At 37.6% G+C, this 14,469-nt stretch carries 16 protein-coding genes, 1 rRNA gene and 1 riboswitch; of the genes, 11 read left to right on the top strand and 6 right to left on the bottom strand.

Annotated elements, in window-relative coordinates; genetic code table 11:
• Positions 1-187 precede the first annotated feature (187 nt).
• The 3 genes from ACH6EI_RS21420 to ACH6EI_RS21410 all read left to right on the top strand — a co-directional run bounded on the left by ACH6EI_RS21420 (position 188) and on the right by ACH6EI_RS21410 (position 2,536).
• Positions 188-436, top strand: coding sequence for a hypothetical protein (locus tag ACH6EI_RS21420; protein ID WP_014457923.1), 249 nt, complete (start codon positions 188-190; stop codon positions 434-436).
• A gap of 245 nt (positions 437-681) precedes the next feature.
• On the top strand, positions 682-2,031 hold the full coding sequence (locus ACH6EI_RS21415) for a glucose-6-phosphate isomerase (protein ID WP_028412606.1): 1,350 nt from the start codon (positions 682-684) through the stop codon (positions 2,029-2,031).
• A 100-nt stretch (positions 2,032-2,131) separates the two neighbouring features.
• Entirely contained in the window at positions 2,132-2,536 is a 405-nt protein-coding gene (locus ACH6EI_RS21410; RefSeq protein ID WP_099000353.1) for a YugN-like family protein, read from the top strand.
• Between the two features lie 9 nt (positions 2,537-2,545).
• On the opposite strand, the gene ACH6EI_RS21405 is transcribed toward ACH6EI_RS21410, so the two are convergent.
• The 3 genes from ACH6EI_RS21405 to cdaS form a co-directional block, all read right to left on the bottom strand.
• Positions 2,546-3,334 carry a potassium channel family protein gene (locus ACH6EI_RS21405; protein WP_014457926.1) on the bottom strand — a complete coding sequence of 263 codons (789 nt, stop codon included), beginning with the start codon at positions 3,332-3,334 and terminating at the stop codon, positions 2,546-2,548.
• A gap of 67 nt (positions 3,335-3,401) precedes the next feature.
• On the bottom strand, positions 3,402-3,785 hold the full coding sequence (locus tag ACH6EI_RS21400) for a VOC family protein (RefSeq protein WP_014457927.1): 384 nt from the start codon (positions 3,783-3,785) through the stop codon (positions 3,402-3,404).
• 97 nt (positions 3,786-3,882) lie between these two features.
• Positions 3,883-4,509, bottom strand: a complete 627-nt coding sequence (cdaS, locus tag ACH6EI_RS21395; protein ID WP_028412605.1) for a sporulation-specific diadenylate cyclase CdaS — start codon at positions 4,507-4,509, stop codon at positions 3,883-3,885.
• Between the two features lie 313 nt (positions 4,510-4,822).
• A riboswitch (SAM riboswitch) is annotated at positions 4,823-4,925 on the top strand.
• A 254-nt stretch (positions 4,926-5,179) separates the two neighbouring features.
• On the opposite strand from cdaS, the gene ACH6EI_RS21390 reads away from it, so the two are divergent.
• The 7 genes from ACH6EI_RS21390 to ACH6EI_RS21360 all read left to right on the top strand — a co-directional run bounded on the left by ACH6EI_RS21390 (position 5,180) and on the right by ACH6EI_RS21360 (position 11,049).
• The gene (locus ACH6EI_RS21390; protein WP_028412604.1) at positions 5,180-5,893 is read left to right on the top strand and encodes a phosphoadenylyl-sulfate reductase; all 714 of its coding nucleotides are present in this window, start codon (positions 5,180-5,182) and stop codon (positions 5,891-5,893) included.
• Positions 5,894-5,912: 19 nt separating this feature from the next.
• On the top strand, positions 5,913-6,992 hold the full coding sequence (locus ACH6EI_RS21385; protein ID WP_028412603.1) for a sulfate permease: 1,080 nt from the start codon (positions 5,913-5,915) through the stop codon (positions 6,990-6,992).
• Between the two features lie 52 nt (positions 6,993-7,044).
• Positions 7,045-8,196, top strand: coding sequence for a sulfate adenylyltransferase (gene sat, locus ACH6EI_RS21380; protein ID WP_014457931.1), 1,152 nt, complete (start codon positions 7,045-7,047; stop codon positions 8,194-8,196).
• 12 nt (positions 8,197-8,208) lie between these two features.
• Positions 8,209-8,808, top strand: coding sequence for an adenylyl-sulfate kinase (gene cysC / locus ACH6EI_RS21375; protein WP_028412601.1), 600 nt, complete (start codon positions 8,209-8,211; stop codon positions 8,806-8,808).
• Between the two features lie 91 nt (positions 8,809-8,899).
• The gene (gene cobA / locus ACH6EI_RS21370; RefSeq protein ID WP_028412600.1) at positions 8,900-9,679 is read left to right on the top strand and encodes a uroporphyrinogen-III C-methyltransferase; all 780 of its coding nucleotides are present in this window, start codon (positions 8,900-8,902) and stop codon (positions 9,677-9,679) included.
• Positions 9,680-9,692: 13 nt separating this feature from the next.
• Positions 9,693-10,460 (top strand): sirohydrochlorin chelatase, encoded by a 768-nt coding sequence (locus ACH6EI_RS21365; RefSeq protein WP_028412599.1) that lies wholly within the window; start codon positions 9,693-9,695, stop codon positions 10,458-10,460.
• Complete coding sequence (locus tag ACH6EI_RS21360) at positions 10,441-11,049, top strand: NAD(P)-binding protein (protein ID WP_047749626.1); 609 nt, start codon at positions 10,441-10,443, stop codon at positions 11,047-11,049. Before ACH6EI_RS21365 ends, ACH6EI_RS21360 begins: the two co-directional genes overlap by 20 nt.
• Positions 11,050-11,076: 27 nt before the next feature.
• Here the strand turns inward: ACH6EI_RS21360 and ACH6EI_RS21355 are convergent, their stop codons facing one another.
• The 3 genes from ACH6EI_RS21355 to ACH6EI_RS21345 form a co-directional block, all read right to left on the bottom strand.
• Positions 11,077-11,754 (bottom strand): MgtC/SapB family protein, encoded by a 678-nt coding sequence (locus ACH6EI_RS21355; protein ID WP_013059577.1) that lies wholly within the window; start codon positions 11,752-11,754, stop codon positions 11,077-11,079.
• Positions 11,755-11,873: 119 nt separating this feature from the next.
• Positions 11,874-13,460: an AMP-binding protein gene (locus ACH6EI_RS21350; RefSeq protein WP_033580479.1), complete on the bottom strand. Its 1,587-nt coding sequence runs from the start codon at positions 13,458-13,460 to the stop codon at positions 11,874-11,876.
• 243 nt (positions 13,461-13,703) lie between these two features.
• Positions 13,704-13,898, bottom strand: coding sequence for a hypothetical protein (locus ACH6EI_RS21345; protein WP_013059575.1), 195 nt, complete (start codon positions 13,896-13,898; stop codon positions 13,704-13,706).
• 352 nt (positions 13,899-14,250) lie between these two features.
• On the opposite strand from ACH6EI_RS21345, the gene ACH6EI_RS21340 reads away from it, so the two are divergent.
• Positions 14,251-14,469: ribosomal RNA gene (locus ACH6EI_RS21340) — 16S ribosomal RNA — on the top strand; the annotation flags it as partial.

Raw genomic sequence — 14,469 nt, 5'->3', positions numbered from 1 at the left:
TCTGTAACCGATTATATAATAATTTAATTATGCATGCATCCATGCTAATTCTTAGTATCAGCAGAATTTTCAAGGCTTATTAAATAAATAGAAACTCGTCACAAAATCCATAAAAAAAACATAAAAAAATTTTTTTCGACGTATAAAAATCATGCGAAATTGTCACTCTAAGAGTGAGGTGATGGAAATGTATAGGAAACAAATAGCCATCAGTTTTCTCATTTTTACCGCACTATGTATGAGTGGATTTGTGCTAAATAATCACTTGGAAATGAAAGAAGAAAACAGGATGCTAATCACTTCTAAAAGTGAAGCTGAAAATTCCATATCAATAGACTCTTCCCTGTTAAAAGCCTCTTATAAACCGAGACAATATGTAAAGATAGGTGAAATGAACTATATTGCACCATCCGGTAAGCAAATAAAAAACGATTGAAGACCACTCTTTAGTCGTTTTTTATTTGCTTATTATTTGCGTCATCGTGCATGAATTCCGTTCTGTAATCAAAGAACATTAGTTGACTTCATAACGGAATTTATCGTTAAATAAAAGGGTACATACAATGATTGCAGTTTCAACAAACTATAATGATTGTGTCAAATTGTAAGTGGATTCACTTGAATTCAGCTAACAGTTTCGATAAAGTGGAAAATAAAGATATTTTAATGGAGGAACAGACTATGACACATGTTCGTTTTGATTATTCAAACGCGTTATCATTTTTTGGTGAACATGAACTTACATACTTACGTGATGCCGTGAAAGTAGCTCACCATTCAATTCATGAAAAAACAGGTGCTGGGAACGACTTTTTAGGATGGGTAGACCTTCCTACGGAGTATGACAAAGAAGAATTTGCACGCATTCAAAAAAGTGCAGAAAAAATTAAATCTGATTCAGATGTATTAATTGTTATTGGTATTGGAGGATCTTACTTAGGTGCTCGTGCTGCTATTGAAATGCTTCAGCATTCATTCTATAACACATTATCAAAAGAACAGCGTAAAACTCCGCAAGTTATTTTTGCTGGTAACAACATCAGCTCAACATACATGAAAGACTTAATGGATGTTTTACAAGATAAAGATTTCTCTATTAATGTTATTTCAAAATCTGGTACAACAACAGAACCGGCGATTGCTTTCCGTATCTTCCGTAAATTATTAGAAGAGAAATACGGCAAAGAAGAAGCACGCAAGCGTATTTATGCAACAACAGATAAAGCGCGCGGCGCATTAAAAACATTAGCGGACGAAGAAGGCTATGAAACATTTGTTATTCCAGATGATGTAGGCGGCCGTTATTCAGTATTAACAGCAGTTGGCTTATTGCCAATTGCCGCTGCAGGTCTTGATATCGAACAAATGATGAAAGGGGCAGCTGATGCTCAAGAAGCATTTTCATCATCAGAGCTAGAAGAAAACGCAGCTTATCAATATGCTGTAGCTCGTAATGTTCTTTATAATAAAGGAAAAACAATTGAAATGCTGATTAACTATGAGCCAGCTCTTCAATACTTTGCTGAGTGGTGGAAACAGTTATTTGGTGAAAGTGAAGGAAAAGACCAAAAAGGTATTTACCCTTCATCTGCTAACTTCTCAACGGATCTTCATTCTTTAGGTCAATATGTACAAGAAGGTCGTCGTGATATTTTTGAAACAATTGTACAAGTTCAAGATTCTCGTCATGAGCTAACAATTGAAGAAGATGCAGCGGACTTAGATGGACTAAATTACTTAGCTGGGGAAACAGTTGACTTTGTAAATAAAAAAGCGTTCCAAGGTACAATGCTTGCTCACACAGACGGAGGCGTTCCAAACTTAGTTGTAAACATTCCGGCGCTAGATGAGTATACATTTGGATATGTTGTATACTTCTTCGAAAAAGCATGCGCAATCAGCGGCTATTTACTAGGAGTAAATCCGTTCGATCAGCCTGGAGTAGAAGCATATAAAGTAAATATGTTTGCTCTTCTTGGAAAACCTGGTTTTGAAGAGAAAAAAGCAGAATTAGAAAAGCGTTTGAAATAAATAAAAAGTTCACCTTCTTGTTAGAAGGTGAACTTTTTTGCTTTTGAGATAAAGGATAAAAAGCTGGAAAAAGGACATGTTAAAACAGAGGAGGGATAAGATGATTGAATTATCTTCAAGATTAGACGGCACATTATTCAAGCTTTATGAATTGGAAAAAACGCTTAAGCCGCTTGGGTATAACATTGGAGGAAATTGGGATTATGATCATGGTTCATTCGACTATAAGATGAATGATGAAGTCGGCTATCAGTTTTTACGTATCCCGTTTACAGCTACGAATGGAGAACTGGATTCTAAAGGAACAACCGTACAGATTGGTACGCCATTTTTACTTTCACATAAGTATCAAATTGGCTTAGATGACAATGTTCACAATGGAAACATGGGTGCTTCATTTAATCAGTTTGCAGAACCCCAAGACCCAGACGCTTCATTTCCAGAAAAGTATATCAGTTTAGGAGAAGAGCTAATTAGAGAGGCAGAAGAGGCGCTGCTTCAATAATTGAAAGGATTATTCTTTTCTTAAACTCTCTAATTTCTTTACAAAAATATGTTCGTACATGACTTGACTAATCAACTCGTTTGTTTTAATCATTTCATTTACCCCCAAATTTTGCGCATTTTGAATATGCTTTTTTGTTAACAGTTCAACGATGCTGTAAATAGAAGGGTTCAATCCTTGCAGAGCGACTAGCGTAACAATCGTATTCATGTCTGCATATTCTTCTGTCTTATGCTGATCCGCAGTAATCAGCACTTTTTTTGCGTACCGAGCATTGGCAAGTTCTAATACTTCATAGTGAGAGGGACTTCCTTTAATAAAATGAACGCGATCACAGATCATGGGATTTTTAGTCAGAGAGTCGTCGATAAGAACAATGTCTTCTTTATGAAATGCGTCGCGATAAGACTCTAGCACGAGTTTGGCGCGCTCATTCCACCCAACAACGATGAAGTGATCTTTTCCATAAAACTTTAAATTTCCTTCCAAATAAGCGCTCTCGGCGGAAACAGCAATTTTAGAAAGCGTGACAAAATAAGTAGTAATAAATCCCGTTCCAATCAGGACTAAAATAATTGCAGCTAACCTTCCAATCGTAGTGGTGGGAGCAAAATCACCGTACCCTATAGTAGAGATTGTAATAATAACCCACCAAATTCCTTCAAACACATTCCCAAACGTTTGCGGCTCTAGGAAATGTATAAGCATGCCGAAAAGTAAAACAAGGCAGCCGATAATAAAAAGAAGCCGCACTAAAATAGAACGACGAAAAAGTCGAAATAATAGCCATTCCATCATAAAAAAACCTCCAGTGATTAGTCATAGCCACAGTATGACCATTTTTCACTGAAGGTATAAGATATCTTTATCTTTTTACTTCGTAATATTCAATCCATTCTTTGTCTGGACCATAGAAAAATAAGTATCTTGCTCCATTTGGCAAAGTTACAATGTTTTCTTCCACAAATGAAACGCCTGCTGATTTTAAACGCTCAAACTCCTCTTCAATTCCATCTACTGCCAGCGCAAAATGATGAACTTTACCTTCATTAGGTAAGCTTGAGTTATACCCTTGAATTAACTCTACGATTACATTGCCTTCTAAACCTAGAAAAGCTAGCTTCAAAGACGGATCGGTATGTGGTAGTGTTTCGATGAGCTCTAATCCCACCTTTTGTGTATAGAACTCAATAGATTTTTCTATATCCTTTACTTGAACGCCTACATGTTCAAATTTTAAAATTGCCATATGCATCACCCGTATCTATAGTATGTAAAAACTATGAAATATATTAAAGAGAAAGGATATAGAAGTCAAGATAGGGCTGCTTATTAGGAAAGGGCTCTTAAATCATATTTTTGCTGGAGTGAATAGGGTAGAGGCTTCCATCAAGCGCAAACGAAATTTTGCCTGTTTCTTCAGATACAACTAAAATTAATGCATCCGATTTTTCTGACATTCCAATGGCTGCACGGTGACGTGTTCCCAATTTTTTGTTCGTTGAAATAATAGACGAGAGAGGTAAAACATTAGCAGCCGAAATAAGCTGATTATTTCTAATTAGGACAGCTCCGTCATGTAAGGGTGTCCCTGGATAGAACAGTGTCTCAACTAGCGTAGCGCTGACAGGAGCTTGAATAGGCATTCCTTTTTGAATAAGAGGATCAACATTTTGTTCCCGTTCAATGACAATTAAAGCGCCGTGACGTTTCTCAGAGAGGTTATGAATAGCTAGGGACAGAGCAGCGTATTCAAATGTATAAGGCGATAAGTAATGACGCAAGTAATAAGAGGCGGCCGTAGCTTGAACATCTTGAAATAACCTTCTCATCTCCTCAAAATCACATAGGATACAATGATCACTCGTGTCTAAATGTTTAATTAAATTAGAGGCTTCAGTTGAAATCTGCTGTAAATATGTTCGTACATTATTTTTAATTGTATCGTCTAATTGAAAGGGTTGTCTCTCCATCTTATATAGCTCCTATCTGTCAGTCAGTGTTATCTGTAATGTGTGCTAATGTGGGTGAATTATCCGTAAAGCTTATAAATCCGCTATTAATTTTATAGAGAGATTTTGCGTTTTATTTAGCAAGAGAACATCAAAAGTTGGAGAAAAAAGAAAGCGTTTTATAAACTGATATGTTCACATTTGGGTTAAATTTACATATGTTGTTTTAAATAAAAGTATAGATATTTCTGTGAATTTAAAGTATAGTTTTCTTATCGGATATATGATTTTTAATGTTGACAAATATTCTAAATATGCTAAAATTTTTAAAAAATGCTTATCAAGAGTGGTGGAGGGATCTGGCCCGCTGAACCCCGGCAACCTGCTTAGCAAGGTGCTAATTCCAGCAAAGTGTGTATCATTTTGAAAGATAAGGTGAAAATTTATTGCCTACCCAGTCTTTCAATACGGAAGACTTTTTATTTTGATATAGCGCAAGCGATAATTTGAGAAGGGAAACCAATGACTGTAAACCCCGACTTAAAACAAATTTTTGAACACGCCGAAGTAAAGTAAGAATTAAATAGTTTCGCTGACTAGACACACTAGAGGCGGTTTTATCCAATTCTAGTGGGTAAAACCGTCTTTTTTTATTGGATAACGCGGATAACTAAGAATTGGAGTGGAGAAAATGGCAGACTTATATACGTACGAAAACTGGAGCGATACATTTCCAGAGTTCGACAGTAAAGATGAAACAAAAGGAGCCCTTTCAGCATTGCAGTGGGCGTATGATACCTACGGAGATTCAATTATTTATGCGTCAAGCTTTGGGATCGAAGGAATCGTGTTAATTGATTTAATTTCAAAAGTGAAAAAAGACGCTGAAATTGTCTTTTTAGATACAGGCGTTCATTTTAAAGAAACATATGAAGTGATTGATGCAATTAAAGAACGCTTCCCTGATTTACGTATTCATATGAAAAAGCCGGATTTAACTCTTGCAGAACAAGCTGAAAAACATGGAGATGAGCTTTGGAAGAGTCAGCCTAACTTATGCTGTCAAATTCGAAAAATCATTCCGCTAAGAGAATCCCTTGCTCCTTATGATGCGTGGATTTCTGGTTTGAGACGCGAGCAGTCTGAGTCTCGTGCCAACACGAATTATTTTAATAAAGATGAGAAATTCAAGAAGGTGAAAGTTTGTCCGTTAATTCATTGGTCATGGAAAGAAATTTGGCGCTATGTGTATAAGCATGATTTGCCGTACAACAAACTTCATGATCAAGGCTACCCAAGTATCGGCTGTGAGCCCTGTACCGCACCTGCCTATAATGTAGACGATTTACGTTCAGGAAGATGGGCAGGTACACAAAAAGTTGAGTGCGGATTACACGAATCTTAAATACGAAAGAGCTGAATAAATGATGCTTTTATATGTTGCCTTTATCATTGCGCTTTTTTTTGCAATGAATATTGGGGCAAGCGGTGCAGCAGCTGCTATGGGCGTTTCATACGGCTCCGGTGCAATTAAAAAGCGAAGAGTGGCCCTGTTCATCTGTGCTGTAGGAATTGTGCTCGGAGCTGTTACCGGAGGCGGTGAGGTGGTAAAAACCATCAGTTCAGGTATCATACCTGAAAAACTGCTGTCAGTAGAATTAGTTATTATCATTCTGGCTGCTGCAACGCTGTCACTCTTTTTCGCGAATTTGATTGGTATCCCTCTATCAACAAGTGAAGTAACAGTTGGCTCAGTTGTTGGAGTAGGAGTAGCTTATCAATCTCTGTATGTAGAAAAACTTTTAATTGTCATGTCTTTTTGGATTATTGTTCCGCTAGTTTCATTTGTCATTGCTTTTTTGATTGGGAAAGTGATAAAACGCAGAGCGCATAAAAAAGAAGCAGAGGGAAAGTGGAAAAGAGTTTTAACGATTTTAGTTATAGCGACGGGATTCTTTGAAGCCTTCTCAGCTGGAATGAATAATGTGGCAAATGCTGTCGGTCCTCTAGTAGGAGCTGGGTTAATGGATGCTACAACGGGTGTCATAGCAGGAGGATTGGCGGTGGCACTCGGAGCTCTTTTACTAGGAGGCCGAGTTATTGAAACAAACGGAAAAAAAATTACTCGCTATTCTGTAGGGGAAGGCTGCATTATTTCAGGTACTGGTGCTTCTCTTGTTACAGCAGCTTCACTGTTTGGTTTGCCAGTACCGCTTACACAGGTCACTACGTCTTCTATTATTGGGATAGGCGCAGCGAAAACGGGATTTACGAAAGAACAGCGCGAAGTGGTCATTCAAATGTTAAAGGTTTGGGTGGTATCCCCTGTATTTTCACTCGTAATCTCATATGTTCTTGTGAAATTAGTACTTGAAAGCGACTTATATTCATTTGTGGTGCTAGCTAGTGGCTGCATTGCCACAGCAGGTGTTCTAAGCTTAGCTAGAACGACTAGAAGAAAAAGAGCAAGCTTGCAGTCGGAAAAAGAAAAAATGACTGCGTGATTCAATTGCTTTTTATTATATTGTGTTAATTACTTAAGGAGGATTTTACAAAATGACAACAATTCAAGCACACGGTGGAGAATTAATTAATTTATATCAACCAACATATGACTACACTTCACTAACAAAAGAAATTGAAGTAGACAACATGGCTCTAAGTGATTTAGAACTAATTGGGATTGGTGCTTACAGCCCAATTACGGGGTTTTTAGGAGAAAAAGATTATCAATCAGTTGTTGAAAATATGCGTCTAGCAGATGGAACTGTATGGAGTATTCCTATTACTCTTCCCGTAACAGAAGAGCAGGCTAAAGAATTAAACATTGGCGACAAAGTAAAACTAGTTCAAAGCGGTGTGACATATGGTGTTTTAGAAGTTTCTGAAGTATATACGCCAAATAAAGAAAAAGAAGCGGAAAATGTGTACCGCACAGCAGAACTTGCCCACCCTGGTGTGAAGAAAATGATGGAACGCCCAAATGTATATGTAGCAGGTCCAATCGTACTTGTAGAACGTACACCTAAAACGCGTTTTGAAAAGTATTACCTAGATCCAACTGAAACAAGAGCAGCATTTGAAGAGCGCGGTTGGAAAACGGTTGTTGGATTCCAAACTCGTAACCCTGTTCACCGTGCGCATGAGTATATTCAAAAAACAGCATTAGAAATTGTAGACGGCCTGTTTTTAAATCCACTTGTAGGAGAAACAAAGTCAGATGATATCCCAGCAGATATCCGTATGGAAAGTTATGAAGTACTTTTAGAGAACTATTATCCTAGCGATCGTGTAGCTTTGGCAGTTTTCCCTGCTGCAATGCGCTATGCTGGACCTAGAGAAGCTATTTTCCATGCAATGGTTCGAAAAAACTTTGGATGCACGCATTTCATTGTAGGCCGTGACCACGCTGGTGTTGGTGACTACTACGGAACATATGATGCACAAAAAATCTTCAGTAACTTTACGGCAGATGAATTAGGAATTACACCTTTATTTTTTGAACACAGCTTCTACTGCAAGAAGTGTGAAGCGATGGCATCAACGAAAACATGCCCTCACAGCAAGGAAGATCATATGATTCTATCTGGTACCAAGGTACGTGAAATGCTTCGTAACGGAGAAGTGCCACCAAGCACATTCAGCCGTAAAGAAGTAATTGAAGTGTTAATTAAGGGATTAGCAAAACAAAAAGTATCTTCAAAATAAGGAGCGGTTGAAGTGAGTAAATCAACAAACATTACGTGGCATGATGCTGGAATTACAAAACAGGAAAGACGCGAGCAAAATAATCATCACAGTTTTGTATTATGGTTTACGGGCCTTTCGGGTTCAGGTAAATCTACCGTAGCAAACGCAGTGGCAAAAGCGCTTTTTGATAAAAATATTCGCAATTATGTATTAGATGGTGACAATGTTCGTTTTGGCTTAAACAAGAATTTAGGGTTTTCTGCTGAAGATCGTACAGAAAATATTCGCCGTATCGGTGAGGTTTCTAAGCTGTTCGTAGACAGCGGTCAAGTGGTACTAACAGCATTTATCTCTCCATTCCAAGAAGATCGCGCTCAAGTGCGTGAGATCTTAGAGGGGAATGAATTTTTGGAAGTATACGTAGAGTGTCCGTTAGAAGAATGTGAAAAAAGAGATCCAAAAGGCCTTTACAAAAAAGCAAGAAGCGGAGAAATCCGTGATTTTACAGGAATTGATTCTCCCTATGAGTCACCTGCTAATCCTGAAGTAACAATTAATACAAGCACACAGTCTGTAGAAGAATGTGTACAAACTGTTATTGAATATTTATCTAACCGAAAATTCATCTAAATGACAGCGGACTTTGTCCGCTGTTCTAATTCAAATTAAAATTTGGGAGCGCTGCGGAGACGTGGAAATGATGGAAGGGTGAAAGGCATTCATGGGGAAAGTATATCTAGTCGGTGCAGGACCAGGAGATCCAGATTTAATTACATTAAAAGGGTTGAAAGCAATTCAGCAAGCAGATGTTATCTTATATGATCGTTTAGTGAATAAGGACCTGCTGGAGTATGCTAAAAGTAATGCTGATATTATTTACTGCGGAAAGCTTCCAAACTACCATACCCTCAAGCAAGAAACAATCAATAACTTTTTAGTGAAATTCGCTAAAAAGGGGAAAATTGTAACGCGCTTAAAAGGCGGAGATCCATTTGTTTTCGGACGCGGAGGGGAAGAAGCAGAAGCTCTCGTGCAACAGGGCATTTCATTTGAAATTGTTCCAGGAATTACATCAGGTATCGCAGCTGCTGCTTATGCAGGAATCCCTGTCACTCACCGGGAATACAGCGCAAGCTTTGCTTTTGTAGCAGGACACCGTAAAGACAGCGAGCATGATGCAATCAAATGGGATAGCCTAGCCAAAGGTGTAGATACTCTTGCCATTTATATGGGAGTGAGGAACTTACCGTACATTTGCCAACAGTTAATGGAACATGGAAAAACCTCAGCTACGCCAATTGCCTTGATTCACTGGGGCACATGTGCGGACCAGCGCACTGTAACTGGAACTCTTGGTACAATTGTTGATATTGTTAAAGAAGAACAAATTGAAAATCCCAGTATGATTATCGTTGGTGAAGTTGTAAATTTTCATGACCGATTGAATTGGTTTGAGAAGACTGGACAGCATTACTATTCGTATGCACAAGAAGCTTACTAAAGAGGTTGATTATATGGATGCAGTTTTATATGTTTGCCATGGCAGCCGCGTAAAAGAAGGCGCTGATCAGGCAGTTGCTTTTATTGAAAGATGTAAAAAAAATCTAGATGTACCGATTCAAGAAGTTTGTTTCCTAGAGCTAGCTTACCCTACTATTGAACAAGGATTTGAAGCGTGTATTGAACAAGGTGCTACTCGTATTGCCATTGTGCCGCTGCTGTTATTAACAGCTGCCCATGCAAAACATGATATACCTGAAGAAATACACAAAGTATATGAACGCTATCCACAAGTAGAAGTACTGTACGGAGAACCGTTCGGCGTAGACGAACGAATTGTTGATATCTTAGTAGAGAGAATCAATGAAACTAATGTGGATAAGCATGAAGATTCGATGGTATTGCTGGTCGGCAGAGGAAGCAGTGATCCTGCTGTAAAAAAAGATTTTAACGAAATAGCTCAACTGCTAAAAGGTAAAGGAGCTTTTAAAGAAGTGAGCACATGCTATTTAGCTGCCGCTGACCCTAATTTAAAAGAAGGGCTGCACCTTGCTAAACAAACTTCGTATAAGCAAGTATTCGTTCTCCCGTACCTTTTGTTTACCGGTATTTTAATGAACGAAATTAAGGAAGAATTGGAGCAGTTATCAACAGATGACCAGCAGTTTATCTTAGCAAACTACCTAGGTTATCATGATGGACTTGCACACATTTTAAGTCATCAAGTAAAAACGTTATTATCGAGCAGAGGAAATCAATACGATGTATACCGTTATGCTTGATTTAAAGGATCGTTCGGTCTTAGTAGTTGGAGGCGGAACAATCGCAACTCGTAGAATTAAAGGTTTTTTACAAGAAGGAGCAGCCATTACAGTGGTTGCTCCAACTGTTTCAGCTGAAATAAATGAGTGGGAAGCTAAGAATCAGCTGTGTGTAAAAAGAAAAAAAGTAGGAGAAGAAGACTTACTTAATGTTTTTTTTATTGTTGTAGCTACAAATGATAAAGCTGTGAATAAGTTCGTTAAGCAGCATATTAAAAATGATCAGTTGGTTAATATGGCCAGCGGTTTTTCCGATGGAAATATTCAAATTCCTGCACAGTTTTCTAGAGGGAGATTATCGCTAGCAATATCCACAGATGGCGCTAGTCCTTTGTTGACAAAACGAATAAAAGAAGAATTATCTTCGAATTATGATGAGAGTTACACACAGTATACACAGTTTTTGTACGAATGCAGAGTTCTTATCCACAGATTGAATGTGTCAAAGAGCCGTAAACATGAGTTGTTAACAGAAATTATCGATGATCAATACCGGCTGTCTCTAGTAAAACAGAGGGAATTTTTACAACAGATTGAAAAATATAAATAAAAAAACGGCCAATTGGCCGTTTTTCATTTATACATTTTCAACTTCAATGCTACGAATACCGCTGATTTTTTGAATCTCGTAATACACTTCTGTAGTAGGACGCTGATTATTAACTGACACTTTCATACGTATATATAATTCATTGGTGTCTAAATCTTTGATTCGAATATTTTTTATTGTAATATTCTTTTCTCTAATGCTGTTAGTTGTATCAAAAATATTGTGCTTATCAGCCAGCTTAAGTTGAAGAATAAGCTCTTTCTCGCGCAGTTGCCTAGGCCCTAGAATAGTAATAAGGAAAGGGAGAAGTTCAACGCTGATGATGAGCAGTACAACTCCGGTAATAGCTTCGGGATAAAACCCTGCACCTACAGCAATACCTATACCTGCTGCCCCCCAGATAATAGCGGCTGTTGTAAGCCCAGAGATGCTGTCATTTTCTTTTCGTAAAATAACACCCGCTCCTAAAAAACCAATTCCAGAAACAATTTGAGCAGCCAGACGAAGCGGGTCCATTGTGATATGATCACCTTTATTAAAAATTTGAGAAGACTCAATCGAAACAATCGTGAGTAAACAGCTAATAATGGAAATTACGAGAGATGTTTTTAAACCAACAGGCTTTCGTTTTAGTTCCCTTTCAATTCCAATAATAAGACCAAGTACAGCAGAAATACCTAATTTGAGCAACATTTCATTTTCCATTATTTTCACCTATTTCAATAGACATTGTTGTTTATATCTGTATGAAAGAAGAAAAACAGATATGTATCAGTATAGTAAACTTTTCTTCATAATGACAGGTGAAATTCGAAAAAATCTGATTATTTATAAAGCGCTACGATCGTTTCTTTTAATTTATATTTTTGAATCTTGCCGGATGCCGTCATGGGAAAGTCGTCTATAAAATAAATATGTTCGGGAATTTTGAAATGAGCAAGCTTACCTTTGCAAAAGTCTTTGATTTCTTGAGCGGTAAGAAAAGAATCTTGCTTGAGTTTAATGCATGCAGCAACTCGTTCTCCATACTTTGGATCAGGAATACCGACAATTTGCACATCTTCTACCTCGGGTAATCTATATAAAAACTCTTCAATTTCTCTTGGGTAAATGTTTTCTCCACCTCTAATAATCATATCTTTTAGACGTCCTGTAATTTTTACATAGCCATCTTTATCGATGGTAGCTAAATCTCCTGTATGTAGCCAGCCCTCTACAATTGTTTTTTCTGTTTCTTCCGGCATTTTGTAATATCCTTTCATTGTTAAATATCCTTTTGCACAAAGTTCTCCTTGTTCTCCAAAAGAAGCTTGTTTACCTGTAATTGGATTAATAATTTGAATCTGTACATGATCATGTACTTTGCCAACCGTTTGTACTCGCCGCTCGATAGAATCAGTTGGGGTTGTTTGGGTGATTACAGGAGATGTTTCGGTTTGACCATAGGCGATGGTAATTTCGCTGATACCCATGTCATTTATGACTCGTTTCATTACTTCTGCTGGACAATTAGAACCAGCCATGATTCCTGTGCGAAGAGTAGATAAGTCATATTGATTAAACTCAAGTGCATTTAATTCCGCAATAAACATAGTTGGTACACCGTGAAGCGCTGTACATTTTTCTTTCTCTACGGTGCGTAAAACAGAGGAAGGCTGAAATTCAATAATCGGTAGCATAGTAGCACCTACGGATACGCATGCTAGAACGCCCAGTACACATCCAAAACAATGAAAGAAAGGAACTGGGATGCATAAGCGGTCTTCGTTAGTCAGTTTCATAGACTGAGCAACTAAAAAGCCGTTATTTACTATATTATGGTGACTTAGCATAACTCCTTTTGGAAAACCTGTTGTTCCGGAAGTATATTGCATATTGATAACTTCATGGATATGTAGGGATTGCTCATACTTATCGAGCACCTCATCCGATACCATTGAGCTACTCATTAAGAACTCGTTCCAAGAAGTATGTTCGCTTGATTCACTTAAGTTTATAAGATGTTTTAGATTGGGAAGATTATGTTCAATACCGGTGATAATAGACGTATAAGAAGTGCTTTTAAATTCATCAATGAAAAATAGCGCTGCTGTATCAGAATGCCTCAATACATACTCTAATTCAGAGGATTGGTAGCTTGTATTAAGGGTAACCAAAACAGCGCCTATTCTAGCTGCTGCGAATTGCAGAAGTAACCATTCCGGCACATTTGTAGCCCAGATAGCGATATGATCGCCTTTTTTGAGACCGGTGGCTAGAAGTGCCTTTGCAACTCGAGAGGTTTCTTGATAAAACTCTGCGTACGTATAGCGAATATTTTGTTCAGAGTAGATAACCGCTTCTTGATGCCCAAACTTTTTTGTACTTTCTTTTAAAAGTTCTCCAACCGTTACTTCAAGCAATGGTTTCATTTGGTTTCCTCCTTGAATAATGTTAAAGTATATATGAAAGCGTTTTCTAAAAGTAGTTTATCAAATTTAAAGAAAGTGTTCCAAAAAATCATTCGACAAATTCCTTCACTGTCCATCGCACGTATGAAGAAGGGGGGAGCTGAGTTTATCGTATTGATTTCAATAAGTAAGTATACCGAATGCGAATATTGTAATAAAATAAAGAAATGTCTCCTTATTATAAGAAGACAACGTAACATCATGTTAATAAAGAATGGTATAAAAATATGAAGTAAACAAACAAAAAATCATGCTGAATGTTGAAAGTGAAATAAATGAAAGGCCGTTGACTTTGCCTTCCTTATTAGACATTTGAATTGATTCCCAATAAGCAAGTGAAATTAAGAGAATAGACATACAAAAGGACAAATAGAGTGCAGCTGCAATTAAGGTATCCAAGTGAACGCCTCCTTGGCGGATAATGATTTAATAGACATTATGCTAGCTTAGGTCTAGATATGCTAGTATCTATTAATTGGCTAACGTTTCGTGTACAAGAAAATAGTTTTTAAAAATATATCGAAAAACTATTGCACAATAAAAGAAGGCATGGTATATTATTAAATGTCGCTAAGATGAACTGCTAAAGCAAACATCGAAGTGATAAACAAATAAAAAACTTGTTGACAACTAGATTGCAACTTGTTATGATGGTAAAGTCGCTTAAGAGCGGCGGTTGAACTTTGAAAACTGAACAAAGCGACAAACGTCAACGTTAATTTTTATTTTTTAAATGAGCAAGTCAAACATTTCTTCGGAGAGTTTGATCCTGGCTCAGGATGAACGCTGGCGGCGTGCCTAATACATGCAAGTCGAGCGAACTGATTAGAAGCTTGCTTCTATGACGTTAGCGGCGGACGGGTGAGTAACACGTGGGCAACCTGCCTGTAAGACTGGGATAACTTCGGGAAACCGAAGCTAATACCGGATAGGATCTTCTCCTTCATGGGAGATGATTGAAAGATGGTTT

The sequence above is a fragment of the Priestia sp. JSM ZJ58 genome (genome assembly GCF_044383985.1).
In the GTDB taxonomy this organism is placed as follows: Bacteria; Bacillota; Bacilli; order Bacillales; family Bacillaceae_H; genus Priestia; species Priestia zanthoxyli.
The sequence above is the reverse complement of the archived record's forward strand: the minus strand, read 5'-3'. Positions and strand labels throughout refer to the sequence as shown.